The organism is Lacrimispora xylanolytica, from assembly GCF_026723765.1.
GTDB classification, from domain to species: Bacteria; Bacillota; Clostridia; order Lachnospirales; family Lachnospiraceae; genus Lacrimispora; species Lacrimispora xylanolytica.
Genome location: NZ_CP113524.1, coordinates 1,179,012 through 1,202,547, shown reverse-complemented (window position 1 = coordinate 1,202,547; position 23,536 = coordinate 1,179,012). Strand labels below are relative to the sequence as shown.

Annotated in this window: 19 protein-coding genes; 5 read left to right on the top strand and 14 right to left on the bottom strand. The window is 41.1% G+C overall.

From position 1 onward, the window contains the following. The first annotated feature begins 142 nt into the window (after nucleotides 1-142). Together OW255_RS05760 and OW255_RS05755 are read left to right on the top strand one after the other, a co-directional pair. Entirely contained in the window at nucleotides 143-583 is a 441-nt protein-coding gene (locus OW255_RS05760; RefSeq protein WP_024836852.1) for an FMN-binding protein, read from the top strand. 79 nt (nucleotides 584-662) lie between these two features. After that, on the top strand, nucleotides 663-2,051 hold the full coding sequence (locus tag OW255_RS05755; RefSeq protein WP_268115936.1) for an MATE family efflux transporter: 1,389 nt from the start codon (nucleotides 663-665) through the stop codon (nucleotides 2,049-2,051). A 16-nt stretch (nucleotides 2,052-2,067) separates the two neighbouring features. Here the strand turns inward: OW255_RS05755 and OW255_RS05750 are convergent, their stop codons facing one another. After that, nucleotides 2,068-2,940 (bottom strand): YitT family protein, encoded by an 873-nt coding sequence (locus tag OW255_RS05750; RefSeq protein ID WP_024836854.1) that lies wholly within the window; start codon nucleotides 2,938-2,940, stop codon nucleotides 2,068-2,070. Between the two features lie 462 nt (nucleotides 2,941-3,402). Between OW255_RS05750 and OW255_RS05745 the strand changes: the two genes are divergently transcribed. After that, entirely contained in the window at nucleotides 3,403-4,812 is a 1,410-nt protein-coding gene (locus OW255_RS05745; protein ID WP_024836855.1) for a spore germination protein, read from the top strand. A gap of 62 nt (nucleotides 4,813-4,874) precedes the next feature. Here OW255_RS05745 and guaB read toward each other — a convergent pair whose 3' ends face one another. The 4 genes from guaB to OW255_RS05725 all read right to left on the bottom strand — a co-directional run bounded on the left by guaB (nucleotide 4,875) and on the right by OW255_RS05725 (nucleotide 9,123). Beyond that, entirely contained in the window at nucleotides 4,875-6,329 is a 1,455-nt protein-coding gene (gene guaB, locus OW255_RS05740; protein ID WP_024836856.1) for an IMP dehydrogenase, read from the bottom strand. A gap of 204 nt (nucleotides 6,330-6,533) precedes the next feature. Continuing rightward, complete coding sequence (locus tag OW255_RS05735) at nucleotides 6,534-7,043, bottom strand: DUF6106 family protein (protein WP_051464685.1); 510 nt, start codon at nucleotides 7,041-7,043, stop codon at nucleotides 6,534-6,536. Nucleotides 7,044-7,127: 84 nt separating this feature from the next. After that, nucleotides 7,128-8,747: a chaperonin GroEL gene (groL, locus tag OW255_RS05730; RefSeq protein WP_024836858.1), complete on the bottom strand. Its 1,620-nt coding sequence runs from the start codon at nucleotides 8,745-8,747 to the stop codon at nucleotides 7,128-7,130. An 85-nt stretch (nucleotides 8,748-8,832) separates the two neighbouring features. Then, nucleotides 8,833-9,123 carry a co-chaperone GroES gene (locus OW255_RS05725; protein ID WP_024836859.1) on the bottom strand — a complete coding sequence of 97 codons (291 nt, stop codon included), beginning with the start codon at nucleotides 9,121-9,123 and terminating at the stop codon, nucleotides 8,833-8,835. 268 nt (nucleotides 9,124-9,391) lie between these two features. Here OW255_RS05725 and OW255_RS05720 point away from each other — a divergent pair, with 268 nt between their 5' ends. Beyond that, the gene (locus OW255_RS05720; protein WP_024836860.1) at nucleotides 9,392-9,952 is read left to right on the top strand and encodes a hypothetical protein; all 561 of its coding nucleotides are present in this window, start codon (nucleotides 9,392-9,394) and stop codon (nucleotides 9,950-9,952) included. A 133-nt stretch (nucleotides 9,953-10,085) separates the two neighbouring features. Here OW255_RS05720 and OW255_RS05715 read toward each other — a convergent pair whose 3' ends face one another. The 8 genes from OW255_RS05715 to OW255_RS05680 all read right to left on the bottom strand — a co-directional run bounded on the left by OW255_RS05715 (nucleotide 10,086) and on the right by OW255_RS05680 (nucleotide 20,575). Continuing rightward, a complete protein-coding gene (locus OW255_RS05715) occupies nucleotides 10,086-10,433 on the bottom strand; it encodes a VOC family protein (protein ID WP_024836861.1) in 348 nt (115 codons plus the stop codon). 49 nt (nucleotides 10,434-10,482) lie between these two features. Then, on the bottom strand, nucleotides 10,483-11,760 hold the full coding sequence (locus OW255_RS05710; protein WP_024836862.1) for an SLC13 family permease: 1,278 nt from the start codon (nucleotides 11,758-11,760) through the stop codon (nucleotides 10,483-10,485). Nucleotides 11,761-11,883: 123 nt separating this feature from the next. Further along, nucleotides 11,884-13,044 (bottom strand): sialidase family protein, encoded by a 1,161-nt coding sequence (locus tag OW255_RS05705; RefSeq protein ID WP_024836863.1) that lies wholly within the window; start codon nucleotides 13,042-13,044, stop codon nucleotides 11,884-11,886. Between the two features lie 411 nt (nucleotides 13,045-13,455). Beyond that, the gene (locus OW255_RS05700; RefSeq protein WP_268115933.1) at nucleotides 13,456-16,110 is read right to left on the bottom strand and encodes a cation-translocating P-type ATPase; all 2,655 of its coding nucleotides are present in this window, start codon (nucleotides 16,108-16,110) and stop codon (nucleotides 13,456-13,458) included. Nucleotides 16,111-16,166: 56 nt separating this feature from the next. Continuing rightward, nucleotides 16,167-17,075, bottom strand: coding sequence for a 4-hydroxy-tetrahydrodipicolinate synthase (dapA, locus tag OW255_RS05695; protein WP_024836865.1), 909 nt, complete (start codon nucleotides 17,073-17,075; stop codon nucleotides 16,167-16,169). A 19-nt stretch (nucleotides 17,076-17,094) separates the two neighbouring features. Further along, the gene (locus OW255_RS05690) at nucleotides 17,095-18,348 is read right to left on the bottom strand and encodes a four-carbon acid sugar kinase family protein (protein WP_268115931.1); all 1,254 of its coding nucleotides are present in this window, start codon (nucleotides 18,346-18,348) and stop codon (nucleotides 17,095-17,097) included. A gap of 18 nt (nucleotides 18,349-18,366) precedes the next feature. Further along, on the bottom strand, nucleotides 18,367-19,407 hold the full coding sequence (gene pdxA / locus OW255_RS05685; RefSeq protein ID WP_268115929.1) for a 4-hydroxythreonine-4-phosphate dehydrogenase PdxA: 1,041 nt from the start codon (nucleotides 19,405-19,407) through the stop codon (nucleotides 18,367-18,369). Between the two features lie 13 nt (nucleotides 19,408-19,420). Beyond that, a complete protein-coding gene (locus OW255_RS05680) occupies nucleotides 19,421-20,575 on the bottom strand; it encodes an iron-containing alcohol dehydrogenase (RefSeq protein ID WP_268115927.1) in 1,155 nt (384 codons plus the stop codon). Between the two features lie 217 nt (nucleotides 20,576-20,792). Here OW255_RS05680 and OW255_RS05675 point away from each other — a divergent pair, with 217 nt between their 5' ends. After that, nucleotides 20,793-22,583, top strand: coding sequence for a sigma-54-dependent transcriptional regulator (locus tag OW255_RS05675; protein WP_268115926.1), 1,791 nt, complete (start codon nucleotides 20,793-20,795; stop codon nucleotides 22,581-22,583). Nucleotides 22,584-22,697: 114 nt separating this feature from the next. Here the strand turns inward: OW255_RS05675 and rhaD are convergent, their stop codons facing one another. Then, complete coding sequence (gene rhaD / locus OW255_RS05670) at nucleotides 22,698-23,525, bottom strand: rhamnulose-1-phosphate aldolase (RefSeq protein ID WP_024836872.1); 828 nt, start codon at nucleotides 23,523-23,525, stop codon at nucleotides 22,698-22,700. Between the last annotated feature and the right edge of the window lie 11 nt (nucleotides 23,526-23,536).

Sequence of the window (23,536 nt, the reverse complement as noted above, 5' to 3'; positions counted from 1 at the left end):
TTTTCTAATCATTCCTATGAAAACAAAACACTTGTTTGCTTATCATCTTAACATAGTTTTCCCCTTACAACAATCAAATCTTAGGCATGAAACACAAATCAAAATAATAGACTATAACAAAACTGTACGGAGGGCTTTTTATATGAGCTCAAAAACAAAAATCGTAGTTTTACGAATGAAAGAAATCATTTACACAGCAATCTTCGTCGGCCTTGGAATACTCCTTATTACTTTGTTTTTAGTCATGTTCCGCCCGAAAAAGGATTCGGTTCCCACGTCTGGTGACGCCGTGCATTATGTTCCTGGGGTCTATACCTCTGCCATAACACTGAACAACCAGGATATTAATGTTCAGGTTACCGTAGATTCCGGAAAGATTGCCTCTGTGAACCTGGTTCCCCTAAGCGAAGCTGTCACAACCATGTATCCGCTCATGCAGCCTGCAATGGAGAACTTATCGGAGCAGATCGTGAAAAACCAGTCCACCAAAAACATCTCCTATCCAACGGAATCCCGCTACACCTCAGGCGTTCTTTTAAAGGCTGTGGATCAGGCGCTTACTAAGGCAGTAAAGGCTGAATAAGGAGGGATTGTATTTTTTCATTGAAAACAGTATAATGAAAAAATGGGATACATAATTACATGAACGAGGAAAATGAACCATGGAACAAACTACAAAAGCACAAGATGCGCTGGGGCATAACGGGATTACAGAGGGAGTGATTTGGAAACAGCTTCTTCTGTTTTTCTTTCCCATTTTATTCGGAACCTTTTTTCAACAGCTTTATAATACCATAGACGCCGTCATTGTCGGCAGATTTGTGGGAAAGGAAGCACTTGCTGCAGTGGGAGGTCCTACGGGAACCCTGATCAATTTGCTGATCGGATTCTTCATAGGGCTTTCTTCTGGTGCAACGGTTATTATTTCACAGCATTACGGAGGAAATCAAAAGGAAAAGGTCAGCCAGGCGGTCCATACCGCCATCGCTTTCTCAATCGTCTCCGGTATCCTCTTTACCATCATCGGAATCGTGTTCGCGCCCCTTGCCCTAAAGGCCATGGGGACTCCTGAAGATATCCTGCACCACGCAGTCGCCTTTATGAGAGTGTATTTTATGGGTGTGACTGCAAACCTCATCTACAATATGGGAGCCGGAATCCTCCGGGCCGTTGGAGACTCCAAACGGCCTCTTTATTTTCTTATTGCAAGCTGCTTTACCAATATCCTTTTGGATATCCTGTTCGTGGTATACCTGCCCTTTGGGGTAAGGGGAGCTGCACTGGCCACTATTCTCTCCCAGCTCTTAAGCGCTGTGCTTGTGGTGCTTGTACTGACCCGCACAAAGGAATCCTACCGATTGGTTCTACGTAATTTAAGAATTGATAAAGGTATGTTAAAGCGTATCATCCGCATAGGATTTCCGGCTGGACTCCAGTCCGTTATGTACTCTTTTTCAAATATTATCATTCAGTCCAGCATCAACACCCTTGGAACCAACACCATAGCAGCCTGGACCGCGTATGGAAAGATCGACAGCGTATTCTTTACTATCATAAGCGCCTTTGGTATCTCCATAACCACCTTTGTAGGACAAAATTACGGGGCAGGGAAAAAGGACAGGGTCTATAAGGGAATCCGTGTCTGCATGGCCATGTGCTTTGCAGCCTCCATTGTACTCAGTATACTTCTCTATACGTTCGGAAACCACATTTATCTTTTGTTTACCACGGATACCGATGTCATTTCCATTGGTACGGATATTCTCCGTTATCTGGTTCCGGTTTACATCACATATATTTCCATAGAGATTTTCTCCGGGTCACTTCGCGGGACCGGGGACTGCTGGATCCCTATGCTCCTTACCTGCATGGGAGTCTGCATTCTTCGGGTCGTATGGATCTGGACTGTGGTTCCCCTTCACCGTACCATTGAAACTGTGATATTCAGTTACCCTATGACCTGGGTCACTACCTCAGTTCTGTTTTTCATTTATTTCTTCTTTTTCAGCCGGCTGAAAAGCCGCAGCTTTCCCCTCCGCTTAAAAAAATAAATCAGAGGCCGGACTCCTATTCCATAGGAGCCCGGTAAAAGGAACCATAAAATTGTTCCGTCCGAAAAAGATTGACAATTACATTCTCATCCACCTCGTGGAACAAGGTAATAATATCAGCCACCTCATATGAGGAGACCACCGTATGAAGAAGGTACATCTTTTTCTTGCTGTAACCACCCACGGCATCCACACAGGAGATTCCATGATGAAAGGTTTCCACATATTTTTCAGAGAGCTCCGGACCTTTTGCGGTTGTGATCTGTAATGTGACCCGCTCATACCGGTGATGAAAGGTTGATATAATCTTTGTTGACACAAACTGAAACAGGATGGAGTAACCGGCGTATTTCCAGCCAAAGATAGCTCCAAAGATACAAAGCAGAACCACATTTCCAATAAATACAGACGTCCATATGGAGTTCCCGGTCTTATTGGACACATAAAGGGCAATAAAATCCGTTCCTCCAGTGGATGCATTTCCCCGAAGAGCCAATAAAATGGCAAAGCCAAACAGAACGCCGCCATAAATTACATTCAGTACCTCATCGTCAAAAAGAGGACTGAAGTGGAATATTCTTAGAAATGTACTGGCTAAGAGAACCTGTAACAGAGAAAAAAAAGTAAATCGCTTGCTGATGCTTCTGCTGCATGCCCAGGCCACCGGAATATTGAGTACGATCATACCAAGGGAAGTGGATATATTAATTCCAAACAGGGAAGTAATCCGGTCAATCAAAATGGCAATTCCCGTAAATCCACCGGACAACAGTCCTGCAGGTTGGATAAAGGCCTGAATCACATACGTCTGTAAAAGAGCAGATAAGATAACCGCGAACGTTGTCATCACATTTCTTACCCGCTTATCTTTCCTTAGTTTTTTAAGCATAATATTCCTCCTTATCGATACAAGTATTATATGTAAGTTCTCTAACCATATCAAACTTTTTATAAAAATGATAGGCTATCCTTGCCCATTATCATTTCTGACTACGCAAAAAAGAGGATTGCCTTTCCCCCACAGAAGGCAATCCTCCGCCACGATCTAAAACCGTCACGTCATATCGTTTTCGCTACACGGCATCCCCATGCCGATATCAAGCACATAAGACACCTCTTTGTGCTTTTTACATAGACGATAATACCATAGATTGCCAACAAAGTCAATGTTTTTAGTCTATTTTACCCAAAAAACAGACTGTCTCGGTACGCTTTCCCATATATTTTTACACATCTGTCAAAATCTGCCCTTTTCCGTCATGGTAATTTGTTAAAACATATTTTCAGAAAAATTGCACATACTTTCCTTATTGCCAAATCCCGGCTATTTTATAATAAGGAGATATCTGCCATGGAATTTTCGACTAGCATTTCCGACAATATGAATTATCTAAACAACAAGCTGGATGTGGATGGGAACTTTGATCTCAATTACCGCACCTTTTACGTAGGCGGCAAAGTTGCCTGCCTGTATACGATAGAAGGATTTACCAAAAATGATGTGTGGCAGAAGCTCATGGAGGACTTCTCCTCGATCACTCCCGAGGACATGCCCCCTGATATCCATGAATTTGCTAAAAAATATTTTCCCTATACTCAGGTGAGTCTGGTCAAAGACGAATTTACCATGATTAAAAATCTGCTCTCCGGCCTTTCCTGTCTATTCATCGACGGCTATGACCGGTGCTTTGTCGTTGACAGCAGAAGTTATCCTGCAAGAAGTGTTGCGGAACCGGAAAAAGACAAGGTAATGCGGGGCTCCAGAGACGGTTTTGTGGAAACTCTGACCTTTAACACCGCCCTGATCCGTAGAAGAATCAGGGATCCGAAAATGACGGTGGAAATCATGAATATGGGAGAAAGTTCTCACACAGACATTGCCATCTGTTACTTTAAAGGCAGAGTGGATGATGCACTCTTAAACAAAGTCAAAAGCAAGATTAAAAATGTAAAAGTAGATGCACTTACCATGAATCAGGAAAGTCTTGCCGAGTGTCTTTATCCCCATATGTGGTTCAACCCATTTCCAAAGTTCAAATATTCTGAGCGCCCGGATACGGCTGCCGCTTGTATTTTAGAGGGCAATATTGTTATTCTGGTGGATAATTCTCCTTCCGCCATGATACTTCCTTCTTCCATCTTTGACATCATTGAAGAAGCTGATGATTATTATTTCCCTCCGGTGACAGGAACCTACCTTCGTTTATCCAGATTTCTGATTTCGCTCCTGACCCTTTTTCTTACCCCCCTCTGGCTGCTTTTTATGCAGAATGCAGATTACATTCCTTCCTGGCTTCAATTTATAAAGCTATCGGAAGAGCCTCAGGTACCTCTTTTGTTTCAGCTTCTTATCTTTGAATTTGCCATTGACGGATTAAAGCTTGCTGCAATCAATACCCCAAGCATGCTGACCACACCGTTAAGTATTATCGCAGGTATTGTCCTTGGAGAATATTCGGTAAAATCAGGGTGGTTTAATAGTGAGACCATGCTTTATATGTCCTTTGTCACCGTAGCCAACTATTCCCAGTCGAGCTTTGAGCTGGGCTACGCCTTTAAGTTCATGCGTATGATTATGCTGATCTTAACGGCAATCTTTAATCTCTGGGGCTTTATTGCAGGTGTAGCTCTGACCGTGTGTGCCGTCATATTTAATAAGACCATAGCCGGCAAGAGTTATATCTATCCGCTGATCCCATTTCATATCAAGGAATTAAAAAAGAGGCTGTTTCGCGGACGGCTGCCTCATCAGTCAAAATAAAACTCGGCTTTGGTGTAAAAAAAGACGGGGGATGCAAATGCATTCTCCGCCTTTTCCTATTTTTACTGATCGATGCTGTAGTTTGGTGCCTCTTTTGTGATATGGATATCGTGAGGATGGCTTTCCTTTAAGGAAGCGGCTGTAATCTTTACGAATTTACCGTTTTCCTGAAGCTCTGGGACGGTCTGTGCTCCGCAGTAACCCATACCGGAACGAAGTCCGCCTAACATCTGGAATACAGTATCCTCTACCAATCCCTTATAGGCTACACGGCCTTCCACGCCTTCTGGTACCAGCTTCTTTGCATCAGACTGGAAGTAACGGTCCTTGCTTCCATTTTCCATAGCTGCAATGGATCCCATTCCACGATAGACTTTGTACTTTCTTCCCTGATATAATTCAAAGGTTCCCGGACTCTCATCGCAACCGGCAAATAAGCTTCCCATCATACATACGCTGCCGCCTGCTGCGATAGCCTTAGCAAGGTCTCCGGAATACTTGATTCCGCCGTCTGCAATGATGGGCACACCGTATTCCTTAGCCACGTGATAGCAATCCATAACAGCAGTAATCTGTGGTACACCGATTCCTGCTACGACACGGGTGGTACAGATGGAACCAGGGCCAATTCCTACCTTAACGGCATCTGCGCCTGCTTCAATGAGGGCTCTGGTGGCATCTCCGGTTGCAACATTACCTGCAACGACCTGAAGATCCGGATATGCTTCCTTAATCATCTTTACGCAGCGGATTACATTCTCAGAATGTCCGTGAGCAGAGTCAAGAACGATTACATCTACTTTCGCATTCACCAGGGCAGCCACACGATCTAAGACATTGGCAGTAATTCCAACGCCTGCACCGCATAACAGTCTTCCCTGAGCATCCTTAGCGGATAAAGGATACTTAATCTGCTTTTCAATATCTTTGATGGTGATAAGGCCCTTTAAGTTGAAATCATCATCAACGATTGGAAGTTTCTCAACTCTTGCTTTTGCAAGAATCTTCTTTGCTTCCATCAGAGTAATTCCTTCTTTGGCTGTCACAAGATTCTCAGAAGTCATGCATTCCTTGATCTTTCTGCTGAAATCCTCTTCAAACTTTAAATCACGGTTTGTAATAATACCCACCAGTTTCTTGCCTTCTGTTACTGGTACACCGGATATACGGAACTTGCCCATAAGCTCGTCCGCATCTTTTAATGTATGTTCTGGGGAAAGATAAAATGGGTCGGTAATGACGCCGTTTTCTGATCTCTTTACCTTATCAACCTCATCCGCCTGCTGCTCAATGGTCATGTTTTTATGGATGATGCCGATACCTCCCTGTCTTGCCATGGCAATCGCCATGCGGTGCTCGGTTACAGTATCCATACCTGCACTCATAAGCGGAATGTTCAGCTTTATGGTCTTTGTAAGGTTTGTCGTTAAATCAACCTGATTTGGTATTACCTGAGAATATGCCGGAACCAACAGCACATCATCAAATGTAATGCCTTCGCCAATTATTGTACCCATTAATGTATTCTCTCCTTCTTTCGATTTTAATACACAACGCTGTCATGCGATTTGTTTATTTAGTTACATAGTTTAACAAATTTTGTAAGGGTTGTCAACGGACATTTTATTGTATATTTCCGTCCAGGGTGGACAACAAATCAGGCATAATATAAAAAGAGAAAAAGAACAGGGACAGTTTAAACTGTCCCTGCCTTTTTCCCTTTATAACTGCGAAACAACCTTACGAGGGGCTGTCATCTTCATACATTTAAGCAGCTTGTCATTGGGCTCAAAAATAATCTTTGTTCTTTCTGAGCTGGACTGGCTGATCAGTGTATAAGTGCTGGCACCAGGAGTCTTAGAGGAAAAGTCCAGTACCTTCATTTCCTTAGTCTCATGATCCCTGGCTTCTGTGGAGCCGGTGGGAGCGACGATCTGTATCTCTTCCATGGTGGCTTCCCAGGCCTTCTTTCTCTTGCTTTTGCCGTAAATACGGTCAATGGACAATGAGCCAGTGACAAACAGGTACTCATATTCCACCTCACTGTTTCTAAATACCAGATAGGTGGCACCTCCCACAGCAAAGAGAATGATTACTCCGAAAATCCCAAAAGCCGGAGAAATGGATAGTAAAAATGCGATGACGCATAAAACTCCCATTAAAATCTTAAGCACCATGGTGTAGGCCGGAGCTTTGCGCTTCACAAGCCATTCTGCATACATTTCATTCATAATGATACTGGATCCTTTCTTCCCTGCCCACATTACCAGGGCATGAAGACTACCTTAAAGGTGTTTCTTCTGTAGGAATATGTCTTACATCATATCCATTCCGCCTGGTGCAGGCATTGCAGGTGTCTTTTCTTTAATATTAGCAACTACGGACTCAGTTGTCAATAAGGTAGATGCTACGCTGGTAGCATTCTGAAGGGCACTTCTTGTAACCTTGGTAGGATCTAAAATGCCAGCTTCCACCATGTCTACATACTCTTCTTTATAAGCATCAAAGCCAACGCCGACCTTAGACTCTTTTACCTTATTGATGATAACGCTTCCTTCCAGACCTGCGTTAGCAGCAATGTGGTATAATGGAGATTCCAGTGCTTTTAAGATGATCTTTCCGCCTGTCTTCTCATCGCCTTCTAATCCGGCTACTACGTTTTCGATTTCAGTGATTGCGTGGATATAAGCAGAACCGCCGCCTGCGATTACGCCTTCTTCAACTGCTGCTCTTGCTGCAGATAAAGCATCTTCCATACGAAGCTTTGCTTCCTTCATCTCAGTCTCTGTGGCAGCACCTACACGGATTACTGCAACACCACCGGATAATTTAGCAAGTCTTTCCTGTAATTTCTCGCGGTCAAAGTCAGAAGTTGTTTCTTCGATCTGGCCTTTGATCTGTCCGATTCTTGCAGCGATTGCGTCTTTATCTCCGCAGCCATCAACGATAACTGTGTTTTCCTTCTGGATCTTAACGGATTTTGCACGGCCTAATAAATCAAGAGTTGCATTCTTAAGCTCATAGCCTAATTCGTCAGAGATTACAGTTCCGCCAGTTAATACTGCGATATCCTGTAACATCTCTTTTCTTCTGTCGCCGTAGCCTGGTGCTTTCACACCTACTACATTGAAGGTTCCTCTTAATTTGTTCACGATAAGAGTGGTAAGTGCCTCTCCTTCGATATCCTCTGCGATGATTAAAAGTCTTGCTCCAGACTGTACCACCTGCTCTAATAAAGGAAGAATCTCCTGAATGCTTGAAATCTTTTTATCTGTGATAAGGATGTACGGATCGTCTAAGTTGGCTTCCATCTTTTCCATATCGGTGCACATGTAAGCAGAGATATAGCCTCTGTCAAACTGCATACCTTCTACTAAATCAAGCTCTGTCATCATGGTCTTGGATTCTTCAATGGTGATAACACCGTTGTTGGAAACCTTCTCCATAGCGTCAGCAACCATCTCACCTACTACGTCATCGGCTGCGGAAATAGCTGCAACTCTTGCGATGGAAGCTTTGCCCTTAATCGGCTCGCTCATGTTCTTAATCGCTTCTACAGCTGCTTCTGTAGCCTTCTTCATTCCTTTTCTAAGAACGATTGGGTTAGCGCCTGCTGCTAAGTTCTTCATACCTTCGTTGATCATTGCCTGAGCAAGCACGGTAGCGGTTGTAGTACCGTCACCAGCTACGTCGTTGGTCTTTGTTGCAACTTCTTTTACTAACTGAGCGCCCATGTTTTCAAAGGCATCTTCTAATTCGATTTCTTTTGCAATTGTTACACCATCGTTGGTAATAAGAGGTGCTCCAAATGATTTATCAAGTACAACATTTCTTCCTTTCGGTCCTAATGTTACACGAACGGTATCTGCTAACTGATTAACACCTGACTCAAGTGCTTTTCTCGCGTCTACGCCATATTTAATCTGCTTTGCCATGATTCATTCCTCCAGTTTTCTTCTAAAATGATAGAAAGCTCAATATGGGCTTTCTGAGTGGTTGACGAAATGTCCGTCACTTTATTTATTCGATCACTGCTAAAATATCGTTCTGCTTTACGATTACGAACTTCTCGTCTTCTTCGCCAGTCTCAATTTCTGTTCCTGAATACTTGGAGAAGATTACCTTATCGCCAACCTTAACCTGCATGGTAACTTCCTTGCCGTCTACCAAACCGCCAGGTCCTACTGCGATGACTTCCGCCTGCTGTGGCTTTTCTTTTGCCTGACCCGGCAGAACAATACCGGACTTTGTTGTCTCCTCTGCAACCAATGGTTTTAACACAACTTTGTCAAATAATGGTACTAATTTCATTGCAATTCCTCCTCATAGCTTTCTGCTTATTTTCTTTCTTTTGGCCTCCCGAAAGAAGTTTTTTTATTATTCACATACTAAGTTATATCACTCATTATTAGCACTGTCAATAGTTGAGTGCTAACTTTATATTTTTTTTACATTTTTGCCATACTAGACCCATTTTTTGCCTTACCTACTTAGTTTATAGAAATTTTCTTATTATATACCTTTCTTTTTTCCAATAGAAGTATTACAATAACAAGGAGAATGAAAGGAGTGTTATTTTATGGCAAAAAAAGGTTATGGTTTTGGGAAATTCGTGGCATTCGCCACAATCGCCGGCGCAGTAGCAGCAGGCATCTCTTATTTTACGAAATACAAATCTTTTCACAAAGAGCTGGAAGAAAATTTTCATGACTTTGAAGATGATGGCAATGACGATATTTCCAAAATTGACAGCACGATGAACCGTAACTATGTTTCTTTAAATGCCAACAAGGACGAGCTTAAGACCGCAGCTTCCGATATGGCTGACGCAGCCAAGGATGCAGCCGTTGCTGCTAAGAACCTTGTAAAAGACGCAGCTAACATCGTAAGCGATACGGCAAAGGAAGCAGCTTCTGCTGTGGCATTTACGGCAAAGGACATGTTTGACTCCACATTAGAAAAAGAAGATACCGAAGAAGACACAGAGGATATCACAGAAGACGGCGGTCTTGATTATACCGCATCCCAGGCTCTGCCCGAGGAAGAGGAAGTCATGACAGAGCAGGAGCAGGTGACAGACTCTATAAAAGAAGCATCTGAAGACGATACGACTACCATCGAAGAGGATGACATCGAATAATTTTAGAATTAACAGGATAAGGAGCTGTTTCCCATTGATATTACATCATGGGAAACAGCTCCTTATTTTGTTTTCAGAACTACTTTGACAGTTTCATGTATGTTAAGAAGAAGTTTCTTCTATAGATAATCTGTTATTTTTCCATAATGTGAATGGCAAAGCCGCCAAACTCACCGTCTAAATAGACGTTCTTTAATTTCCCTTCCTCAGTATAAGCGGCAGTATCCATGTTAAAGGAGAAGCCTTTCTCTTTCAGTTCTTCTGTGGCAGCGGTCAGATCAGGAGTCCTCATAGCGATATGGCCATTACAACCAAGGAACGGGGCTTTCATACATTCAAAGTATGGACCGGCAAATTCAGATTTCTGTCCATGGCGTGGTTCTATATTAAACATCATGGCTAAAAGCTGTGCAAGCTTCTCTGCCTCTTTAGCATCGGGTGTGTTAATCCCAACATGCTCTAATTCAAACTTGGCTTTCACAATGATACCTCTTTCTATATTTAAGTTTTTTGGGGTTTCTTCTTTGTCCCTACATAGGGAACATCAGGAGGGAACCGGCTGTCAAGGCAATCAGACGAATAAAATATTGGGGAATCGTAAATTTCCAGAATTCCGAAATCTTATAATTTCCAACGCCCATAACCATTGCAGGCATACCATCAATAGGAAGGAAATGTCCACACCAGCCAGATATTACGATGGCACATGCAGCAGCCGTAGGATCAAGTCCAAGACTGGTACAGGTGGCAATGGCAAGTGGTGTAAATACATAAACGGTTCCAATGGTTGATCCCGTCATTGTTGCCAGCACGCTTGTAAGAATACAAAATGCAAGGATCATAAGGAAAGGATTGATATTAGTTCCAAGCATACCTGCTACGGTGGAGCCAACCAGATTGGTCAATCCAGTGCTTCCAAGTGCATCAGCAATGCCTATAACACCAGCAGACATCAATATAATAGGTGCGCATATCGCATCACGTATTTCTTTAAAGTCCATAACTCCAATGACAAGAATTACTGCAACAGACAGACCAGGAATTGCATAACCTGCATCACCAATAAAGCTCTGGAGTATCATTCCTATTACTGCGGCTACGAAAGCAATGTATGTTACCTGCTCTTTCCACTTTGGAAGGGTACTAACTGTTTCTCCCTGAGCTTTTGCAGCCTCTGTTGCCTTAGCAATGGGATGATCTGGAAGGAACTTATACTGGATCACACAGTTAAGTAAAAAACCAAGAGATAATATTAAGTTAATAATTGCAAACTTTACGACTGATACCTGTGCAAGAACACCTGCACTGTTAAGTACTGCTATTACGATTCCATACTGCAATGCAGTGTTAAACGGTAATAATGGGTGGTTTGCTGCAAATCCGGCAGTCATAATGACTTTTGAAGGAGGCAGCTGTTTGTTTTCTGGTAACGTGGAAAGTAAACCTATGGTCAGTACGTAATATGCAGTGGAACCAGTTCCGAATAAGCTGCAGCCAATCATAACAATTAAAATGATCAATAAAAATGCTTTAAATTTCCCTTTATTTGCTATGTTAAACATGGAACGCTTAAAGGCAGTAATAAAACTGGTTTTTTGAAGTGCTGCAATAATTGCCATAAACTCGGCGAGCATAATAATTGTGGAGTTTGAAAATCCAGCAAATGCGCCCTTAATATCAGTGATTCCAAATATGACAAGCAGCAGGCAGGCCAGTAGTGGAGGCGCGCCGAATGGTAGTTTGTCTGTCATAATCAGTATAATCATGAATACAGTGATTGCTAAAGCTATCATCATTTGAGGTGTCATATTATTTTCCCTCTAGCCTTTCTTGGTGTCATCGTGCACGGTTTACTCTATGTCATGTACATTTATGACACATTTCGTTATATTTTTTGTGTATCACTTCAAGGTGTAACATAGCAATAAATATCAGTGGCTCTTAGCTGCTGTAGGATTGTACAGACCGACCTGCTCACGTTTATCCCCAAGAACATCTTTTTCACTAAACTTTATATACTTTACTCCTTTGCGAGTACGTGCAGCATATGCAAGATGTAACATTCCGTCTCTGCTTTGCATGAGATAGGGATATTCATACTGCTTGTTGTTTGTCTTATTCTCATCCCCCACAAATCCTTCTCCCCGCTCCATTAAGCGTATCACAGGGAAGGTCTGGCCTCCATCTTCTGATAGGGCTACTGCCACAGGACAACGCAGACCTGGCCAGGCTGCTTTTCCAGGCTCAGGAGATGGGGTAGCGGTTGGATTGTAAGCAATAGCAATACGTCCGCTTTGAAGCTTTATGGCGCTTATGCTGGAGTTATTATTTGGCAAAGGTGTTGGTACCGGCTCACTCCAGGTCTCCCCCCAGTCAAAGGATTCGCTTCGATGAATGCGGTAAGCTTCCCGATTCCGCATAAAAGCCACTAAGTGTCCTGAATCAAGCTCAACAACATTGGCATGAACATGCCCGTTGCTCTTAGGCATCATAACTGTCTTCCAGGTTTCTCCCTGATCATACGAGATACGAAAAGCAGTTGGGTCACCTGACAGACCGTCTAAAGAATCGGTACAAATCCAGTTTGAAAATATCCATGTCCCGTTTGAAAGAACCTGAATCGGCTGTCTACAAAAGGTACCTTCCTCAGGGAAATAGGTTTCATATGGTCCCCAGGTTTTTCCGCCATCACTGCTTTTTTGACAGCGGACGACTGCAGTATACTGCATGTTATCTTTCCCCTCCTGGCGATCAAGCTGAGCCGTGTACATTGCCCATACCTTATGATCAGGACCATAAAACAGAGAAGGATTTTGTTCACTACGTGTTGGATCGTTGGAAATATCTTCTGGAGGCAGCCATCTTGTGCTTCCTTCTGGAAGTATGGAGCAGATAATATGAACATCAGCGCTGCCTTCATAGCTTCCTGCAAACCAGCAGCAAAGAAGATCACCATTGGGAAGTTCCAGCAATGCCGGGGCGTGGGCAGTGGGATAACCACCATCAGGCAGCAATGCTTCATATACTTTCATTTCTTCATTCTCGTAGATTGTTCCATCCCAGGTGAGACCTGGAAGTTTTGGATATTGCATACGTTTCCTCCTTATTACCAGTAAATATAAAATGATTCGCGATTACAAATATGAATGCCAGATAAGTTATCAAGTAGTTGTAATCACCCTCCCCTCTTCTTCTACTGCCAGACAGATTGCTGATTGAGAAGAACTGTTTTAATCTTGTTCACATTATGACATATCAGTTGGTAATTTACATCAAAATAAATTTCAAATATGTTGCATTTTAGAACAACATTGATAAAAATAGTGTTTAAAATTGAAATGTGTTTATGATAACCATATAATTTATTTTCAAAAAATTTATATTTTTATCTGATACGTACAAAAAAAACGGAAACCAGATAATAATCTGTTTCCGTTTTTTATTCTTTGTGTCAATCTTAAAACTATGCATTGCGTACGATACGAAAGTACATAGTCACATTCTTACTTATTTTTTAGCTGGTTACGTCTAATAAGCTTCATGACTTCCATGATAGGAATGATAGAAACAGCTATTAGAATTGCTACAAAATATTCCGTTAGTGAAATATGCTCAAACTCAAATGCTCTTCTTAAAAATGGTACATAGATAACTGCAGTCGTCAGTACAAATGATGCCAGAAGCGATCCAAATAAAAACTTATTTTTCGTCTTTAACCGAAAGATTGACTCATGTCTGGAACGCATATTAAAGGAGTGGAACATTTCAAGAAGTGACAGAGATAGGAACGCCATTGTCATGCCGTCAGCACTTTGTGCAATTTCCCATAATCCGCTTTCCATGTAATGCCCTACAAAATATGCCAACAGAGTCAGAGATCCAATGACGGCTCCCTGGAATAATGTTTCACCAGCAACCCCATCTGCAAAAATCCCATCTCCAGCATTTCTTGGATTACGCTTCATAATATCGGCTTCCTGTTCCTCCATGCCTATCCCTATGGCTGGGAAACAGTCTGTAATTAAGTTAATCCATAAAAGGTGAACTGGTTTTAATATGGTAAAGCCAAGTAAGCTGGCAATGAAGACGGCAATGACTTCTGCAAGGTTAGATGATAGAAGGAATTGTATGGCTTTTCTTATATTATCATAAATACGTCTTCCTTCTGCAACCGCACTTACAATAGTTGCAAAATTATCATCTGCCAGAACCATATCTGCTACATCCTTGGTCACATCGGTTCCAGTAATTCCCATACCAACGCCGATATCCGCTTCTTTAATGGATGGAGCATCATTAACGCCGTCTCCAGTCATGGCGGTTACCTTAGATAATTTCTTCCACGTTTTTACAATGCGCACCTTATGCTCTGGCTGTACTCTGGCATACACGGAATAATTCTGTATGCTTTTTTCAAGTTCTTCCTCAGATAATTTGTTTAACTCTGCTCCGGTTATTGCCATACTTTCATCTTCAAGGATACCAAGCTCTTTCGCAATGGCAACGGCTGTATCCTTGTGATCTCCAGTAATCATGATCGCACGGATTCCAGCTTCCTTACATTCAACAATTGCAAATTTCACTTCAGGTCTTACTGGGTCTATCATGCCAGATAAGCCAAGGTATATTAAATCATGTTCTATTTCACCAGGTTCAATGGCAGAAGGCAATATGGACCATTCTTTCATGGAAGCGCATAAAACCCGAAGTGCTTTATCTGCCATTTGCTTATTGGATGCGATAATAGACCTACGCAGTTCCTCTGTCATTTCTACTATATTGCCATTCACGTAAGCCTTGCTGCATCTTTTTAGCACCTCATCTGGAGCACCCTTGGTAAACTGAAGGACAGTACCATCAGACTTTTTATGAAGCGTTGACATCATTTTTCTAACAGAATCAAAAGGTGCCTCGGCAACTCGAACATATTCCTTTGCAAGCTCTGGCTTTGACAAGCCATTTTTAAATGCATCATTCACAAGCGCACATTCTGTAGGTTCTCCAATTGCCTGTGATGTATCTAAATCAATCTCTGCATCAGAGCAAAGAGACATTGCAGTCATAAGAAGCTTCTCATCAGAACAGGAATGTTCCACAACGGTCATCTTATTCTGAGTCAAGGTTCCGGTTTTATCAGAACAGATTATCTGCGTACATCCAAGAGTTTCTACTGCGGTAAGCTTCCTTATAATTGCATGTTCTTTTGACATTTTTGTAACGCCAATGGAGAGAAGTATGGTAACAACGGCTGCGAGGCCTTCCGGAATAGCAGCTACTGCAAGAGAAACAGCAATCATAAACGTATCAATGAGCGCATCAAGGTGAATCTCACCACCAGCTATGAGAATTCTAGCAATATCGGTAGCAAACATAACGGCGCAAATAGCCAGAACCATAATGGATAATGCCTTTGATAGCTGATTGAGCTTTAACTGCAATGGAGTCTCTTCCTCTTTCGCGGTGTTAATTGCATCAGCAATACGCCCAATCTCTGTATCCATTCCTGTATAACATACAACGGCTTTTCCTCTTCCATAAACGATGGTAGAGCCGGTATATACCATGTTTTTTCTATCACCCAGAGTAACTTCCTGAAAGCCTGTTCCTATGGTTTTTTCCGTTTTTGTTACAGATGTTGATTCTCCTGTCAGGGCAGCCTCTTCCACTTTTAAACTGGCACATTCAATTAATCTTGAATCTGCAGGTACTGCATCCCCTGCTTCTAATAGAATAATATCTCCTGGAACAAGATCTTCGGAACGAACACTTTCGATTTTATCATTTCTTATCACATTTGATGTGGCGGCTGCCATATCCTGAAGCGCTTCTATGGCGGCTTCTGCTTTTGATTCCTGATATACTCCAAGTGCTGCATTGATGGTAACAACAAGAAGAATAATGACAGTATCTATCATGCTTTCACCCACATAGAGTGAAGTAATTCCTGAAATAACTGCTGCAATGATAAGTACAACGTTCATAAAATTGATCAGTTCGTTAAAAAACTTTTGAATCAGGCTGGGTTTTACACCTTCTTTTAATTTATTTAAACCATATTTTGATTTTCGTTCCTCCACCTGCGCACTGGAAAGCCCCTGAGTCGATGTTTCTAGATTTTTAAGTACATCAGTTGACTCCATTAAATACTCTTTTTGCATTTTTCTTCTCCCGCTTTTTTATGCATAATGCGAAAACAGTCTGAACAGATTCTTTATTATTTCATGCCCTTATCTGTATTTTCCTTAAGCACTTTTGATAGAGCTTCAATTCCTTCCTCACAAAGGTAGTTAAATGGTCTTCTGCAATCGCCTACTGGGTAGCCTAACATAGCCACTGCTTTCTTAACAACCGTATTCGGATTGCCATATTTAAATACAGCTCTAAAACTTGCAATGGATTCCTGAACCACTTCTGCCTCTTCTAATTTACCATCAATAAATAAGTTGTAAATGGATGATAATACTTCTGGATATACATTAGAGCAACCCGCAATACCACCAAAGCCACCTTCTTTTAGGCATGGAAGAATCAGAGAATCATTACCGGAAAGTACATAGAAGTCTTTTTCAAGTTCACGTGTTTCCGTAATATAAGCTTTTAGATTATCCCAATCACCGCTTGAATCCTTGGCTCCAACAATTAAATCTACGTCCTTTGCAAGTTTTGCAATGGTTTCAGGCAGCAGCTTGTTGCCAGTACGTGCAGGTATATTATAAAGTACGATTGGCGTATCAACATGCTTTGCTATTTCAACATAGTGATCATATAATTCTTTCTGTGACGCAACTGCAAAACTTGGAGTGATAATTGATAAAACATCTGCGCCCAGCTCTTCTGCTTTCTTACTCATACGGATTGTATCTTTTGTAGAGATTAAACCGGAGCCAGCATATACAGGTACTCTTCCCTTCACCTGATCGATGGTAGCTTCCAGTACTTCAATCTTTTCGTTTTCGCTTAATATGTAGCCTTCCCCATTGGTTCCAAATGGGAAGATTCCATGTACTCCACCGCTAATAAGGCGTTCAACCTGATTGCGAAGTTCTGTAAGATTTACAGACTCATCTGCATTCATTGGTGTTAAAATTGGGGTAATGATACCTTTTAATTCTACTTTTTTCATTATAATTGTCCTCCTAGACTTATTTTATTATTTTTAGTGCAATTCTACACAAAATATCCTCGGTTCCAAATCCTCCAGACTTCGAGATAATCTGTTGGTTATACCCATTCCATATAAGCTTAGAAACAACTAACCCTGATTCTATCTCACACACTGGTTCTATATGGGTACACCCAACTAGTTTCATATATCCCATCAGTGTATCTCCTCCTGTCATAAGGATGGTCAAGTCAATCTTTTCCTCTGCAAGAGCTTTTACAATATGTCCATGTGCCTGTGGGATCAATGTTCTTAGCTCATCAATATTCTTACTTTTGTCAGCCACAAAATTCACAATATTTTCTTCCGTGTCAAAAGAATCCACAATTACTTTTTTGTTGGTTCTACACATAGTTACGATTTCTTCTAAGAATTTCTTGCCTTCCAAAGTATTGTAATAATCAGTATCGTACTTTTGCTCCATAGTGAGCTTTTTTCTTATAAAGCTATCATTACGTTCTGCATATTCTAATTGGTTGAGTGTAATCTTATTTAGGCTTCCACAAGCCACATACAAACCATCCGTCTTTTCATAGGATGATACCTCTTTGGAATTGCATAAAACCTTTTCTGCCAATCGCTCTCCAAGCACTGCACAGCCTGCGATGAGTTTGAGCCCATTCATTTTGACTAATTCGTCTAATCTATAATCAATATCTCTCACAGATAGAGTGTCGCATACAATTATTTCTGACATGGAATTCTTCTCATCCGTAATGGGTTCTTCTGCACTTTTACAAATAACAGAAATGTCACTCTGGTCCTTTATAATATCTGGGATATAGGACTTAGTAACTGGATCAAATGGATCTTTTCCAAACACACTGTTCTCCAGTAACTCTCCAGATATATAGTGGACACCGCCCTTTGTAATTCTTCCAATTTCCGGATGCCCTGGGAGAAAATAAATCGGAACGCCTTTTACCGCATCAGCTACCGCCTGAAGTTCGGAACCAATATTTCCACGTAAGGCGGAATCCGTTTTTTTAAATATAATTTCGATTCCTTTTTTGTGCGCCCAATCAGCAATGCTGTATACGACCTCATAAGAATCCTCTGCTGACATTGGTCTGGACTCTGAATCTACCACAATAATTTCAGTGTCTGTTTTTACATCACTTTCATTTAGCTTACCTTCTGTGAAAACCTGAGTACGTATCCCACGTTTGGCAAATTGTATGCCTGTATCTAACGCCCCAGTAATATCATCTGCTATGATCAACATCTTACCCATACAATCCCCCTCCTTAGATTACTTATTTGACGCCAGGCGAATCGCATAGTCAATTGAATGAGCAAGGCTTAATTCGCTGGAGATTCCTTTTCCAGCCAGGTCAAAGCCTGTTCCATGGTCCACAGACACTCTTATAATTGGAATACCAAGTGTGATATTTACCCCTGATACAGCATCCCATTTTTTAAGCTCCTTATTATATTGAAAGCCCTTAACCTTTAAGGGGATATGTCCCTGATCGTGATACATTGCAACAACAATATCATACCAGCCGCCTAAGGCTTTTGAAAAAATAGTATCAGGAGGTGTGGGGATTCCTTCGGGTATGCAGATACCTTCTGCTATGGCCTCATCAATTGCTGGTTGAATCTCTTCGATCTCCTCTGTACCAAACAGACCATTTTCTCCGCAATGGGGATTTAATCCAGCCACTCCGATTTTCGGATTTTCGATACCAATGGCTTTACAGCCCTCATTTGCAATTCTAATTACTTCTAACACTCTGGCTTTTTTCACTCTATCACAGGCCTGACGAAGAGAAACATGAGTGGATACATGGACCACCCTTAAATCTTCATGGGCCAGCATCATGGTATATCGATCGGTATGAGTGTATTCTGCATAGATTTCCGTATGTCCTGAGTAATGATGTCCAGCCATGTTGATTGCTTCTTTATTTAATGCATTGGTTACCGTTGCATCAATGGATCCATTCATTGCCAGTTCAATTACTTTGACAACATATTGAAATGCTGCTTCACCGCACATCTTAGATATTTTCCCATAGATATGCTTTTCCATATCAACCAGACCCATGTCATAAACATCAATGGTTCCATATTCAAAGACTGCATCTTCCACCTTCTTAACCCCATGGATTTTAATTTCATTTTCCTTATTCAGTCTTTTTACGATTTCATCCATACAACTGGCATCCCCGATTATGATAGGACGACACGTTTCATATACCTTTTTATCCAGCAATACCTTTACGGATAACTCAGATCCATTACCAGCCGGATCACCCATAGTGATTCCAATAATCGGTCTTTTCTTCATTGTCTCACCTTCCTTATTTAAGAACCTTTAAGTAAATATTTCTTATATCTTCAAGGCTTAATTCCTTCCTATTATTAACAAGTAATCTCTGTTGTTTGCTTCCTGCTTCTACTAAAGTTTCTAAATCTTCCTTCTTAACACCAAATTCTTTTAGATCTGTAGGAATGTTGGTGGTTTTCACAATATCAGCAATCTGATCAATGACATACTGTGCTTTCTCAGCCTGGGTTTTTACTGGTATACCATGGAATACCGCATCATATAACTTAGCAAGTCTGTCTTCACATGCATCTTTATTAAATTCCATAACATGCGCAAATAAAATTGCATTGGATACACCATGGGCAATATGATATTTTCCTCCAAGGGGGTAAGATAGCGCATGAACTGCTGTTGTACCGCTTCCAGTAATGGCGACACCACCATAAAAGGCACCTAAGAGCAGATTGTTTTTTGCTTCTAAATTATCAGCATCATCATATGCTTCTCTGATATTATTAAAAATTAATTTAGCTCCTGCAAGCGCATAGGTGTCAGATAATGGAGTTGCTTTTTTTGATGTATAACACTCGACAACGTGAGCCAGTGCATCCACACCAGTCGCTGCAACGATTGATCTTGGAAGCTTCTTGATGAAATTTGCATCAAGGATTACGTAATCCGGAATCATATTGTCATTAACAATTCCTTTTTTCGATTGTTCTTCTGGAATTGCAACAATTGCATTACAAGTCGCCTCGGAGCCAGTACCGCAAGTAGTAGGAATCATGATTGTTTTCAGTTGTTTTCTTGCCTGTGTCGGATCATTGAGTAAATCTTTTACGGTGTATGTGGCACCTTTTAAAACAGAGCAAAGTTTTGCAACATCCATAACGCTGCCACCACCAATGGCAATGATCAAATCACCATCATAATCCTCGGCTTCTTTTATCACTCTTTCTGCATCCTGATAAGCAGGTTCTGGTATCAAATCATCATATACCTTATACTGCGTATTCATTTCATCGAAATGGTTTGTCAAAATATCTAAGAATCCATGTTCACGTATCCCTTTATCTGTAAATATAATAATTTTCTTTGAATCTTCTTTCTTTATTATGGCATTTACATGTTCAATACTTCCTGGTCCGCCATATACGCAAGATGGAATTTTAATTTGGTAGCTCATTTCAGTTCCTCCTAGTTATTTTCTCGTCTCAATATAAAACATTTTTTTCATATACCTATCTTACACTATCACAGTGTGGCGATTCAAGCGATATACTTTCCAATTTACGTCTTATATTAATACATATTATTTTTAAATCGTTGCTTTTTGCGACATTTGATCATATAATAAGATTAAAATCAACGAACAAAACAGTTTTTACACATTGGGAGAGCTTATGCAGAAGGTTAAGATACTTGTCATTGCCCCATACGAGGGAATGACAGAAATATTTGAGAATATTTCCAAAAATCGTGAAGATATAGAATTGACAATTCAAACTGGAGATTTAAATACCGGGCGAAAAATTGTTGAAAACTTAGCTCATAAGAATTATGATGTCATTATTTCAAGAGGTGGTACGGCTGAGCTGATTCGATCCTCTGTGGAAATTCCCGTTGTTGATATTTCGATTTCGGGCTACGACATTCTTCGTAGTATTAAAATGGCCGAAAGTTACTCTGGCAAGCTTGTGATTGCTGGATTTTCCGGAATTACCAAGCAGGCAAGGGTGCTCTGTGATCTGCTTCAATATGATATTAACATAATTACTTTTACAAGCGAGGATGGTGCACTTGCTGCTCTTCGCCAGGCAAGAAGCAACGGCGCATCTCTGGTACTTTGTGATATGACTGGTGCAAATTATGCAAAAATATTAAATATGAACTCCATTCTCATAACTTCAGGTACGGAAAGCATTAACGATGCCATCAATGAAGCGAAAAAAATAGTCCATTCTTCCAATCATGTGCACAAGCAAAAGAATCTTTTTCAGAGCCTTCTCACGGATGAGGACCGGGAGTTCCTGATTTATGATCCTGCAGGTTCTCTATGGTTTTCAAGCTTTTCTATTGACGGAATGAATGTATCGCTGATGAATGTGGTTCAAACATACTTAAAAGCCTTCTTAAAGGTTCCAAACCAAAGTGTTGCCAGACAGATACGTGATAAAGTTTACACGTTCACATGCCGTCATCTCTATATTGATGAGCAAAAATATACTGCTATCATTATAAACCAAAAGCCTGCACTTTTTACGGAGGATGACATTGGAATCACCATTTATAATAAACCAGATTCGGATTCTGCAAATTTTTCAAGCTTCTTTGGAGGTTCCAATAAAATCGGTATTACTGCTCATATCATAGAGGAATACAGTAAAAGCTATCTGCCCGTTTTAATTACGGGAGAAGATGGCACTGGCAAAGATAAGGTGGCATCTCTTATGTACGAAAATGGTCCATATAGTACATCACCTTTTTATGTCATAGACTGTAAATTTATCAGCGAGCGTAAATGGAACCATATTATGAATAATGAGAATTCTCCTCTTGCAGATGTACATTCTACCATATACATTAAAAATATCTGCATGCTCTCTCATTCTCAGCTTGAAAAACTATTTCACTATATGGATCACACTGACCTGGTAAAACGAAATCGCATGATATTCTCTCTTTTGATTACCAATGAGATATCCCCAGAAGCAACAGCCATGAAAAGTCACTTAGAAAAGCGACTCTCCTGTTTAACCTTAAATCTGCTTCCACTAAGAGAGAGAAGTGACGATATCCCCAGCATTACCGCATTATATCTTCATAAATTAAATGTATCACTCGGAAAACAGATTATTGGTTTAGAAGCAGAGGCCATGGAACTTTTCACTGCTTTTCCCTGGACTCACAACTTAGATCAACTGCAGCACGTGCTTAAGGAACTTGCTGTAGTTACGAAAACGCCTTATATCACCTACAACGATGTGAAATATTTCCTTGATCAGGAAACACCAAAAATACCCTCGCTTCCTTCCTCTGACTTTGATCTAACTCAGACTCTAGATGAAATCAACTATCAAATTATATTAACTGTATTGGCTGAGGAGCACGAAAATAAAGAAAAGACTGCAAACAGGCTTGGTATCAGCCGAAGCACTTTATGGAGAATATTAAAGACTCATAATGGGATATAGATTAGATTTAGATTCTCCAAAAAAATGAAGAACAGCGTGTTGGTCTGGTTTTAAGCAGAACAAAACGCTGTTTTCATTTTCCTTTTGGTATGGATAAGATTTTTGGTTTAACTATTATTTCTCATAAAGAAATTCTTCTGGCAGCGTTACCTTAAAATCACGAGCCAGATCACGGAAATTACCTGCTGTGATGGTCTGCAGCTTATCCGGTCTTATGGAGAGAACCTTTACGAGAATTTCAGCAGATTTCTCCACCGTATGCATCAGGCCAAAGGTTAAGTCAAAGTCTTCTCCGGAAGCAAACAAACCGTGATGAGCCCAGATAGCCACATCATACTTTTTCATAAGCTCGCTGGTAGCCACTGCAATTTCACGTCCGCCCGGCACCATCCAGCCTACTACACCAACACCCGCTGGGAATACCACGGGGCATTCGGTAGCCATTTCCCATAATTCTCTTGTAAATATCTTATCCTCTAAGGGAAGAACAAAGGTAAGGGCAATGATGTTGGTTGGGTGGGCATGGTAAATGACCCTGTGTGCTCCGCCTGTGGCTTCCTTTTTTACCTCATGGTTCATCAAATGAGAAGGAAGTTCACTGGTTGGGCGTCCGCCTTTTGTCAGTCCCCAAAGGATTCTGTAGTTTTCTCCGCTTTCATCCAGTTCTATGATGCAGGTATTGACTTCCGGCTCTAGAATTACATTGCGGAAATACTTTCCGCTTCCCGTTACCATAAAGCACTCCCCGGAAAGCCCCTTTACCGTTGTTCCAATGGGCTGCCATGGAGCATCAAAGGTAAGCTCCTCTTTAATAGAATCCACCTCTTCCGGCTTGATCCGGTAGCTTAAGTTGCCGCCGTTTCTCTCATGCCAGTTCTGTTGAAATCCATCATCACACAAACGGATAAAGCCTTTTACAAATTCTGCATCTAAAATTTTCATGTTCTTTTTCT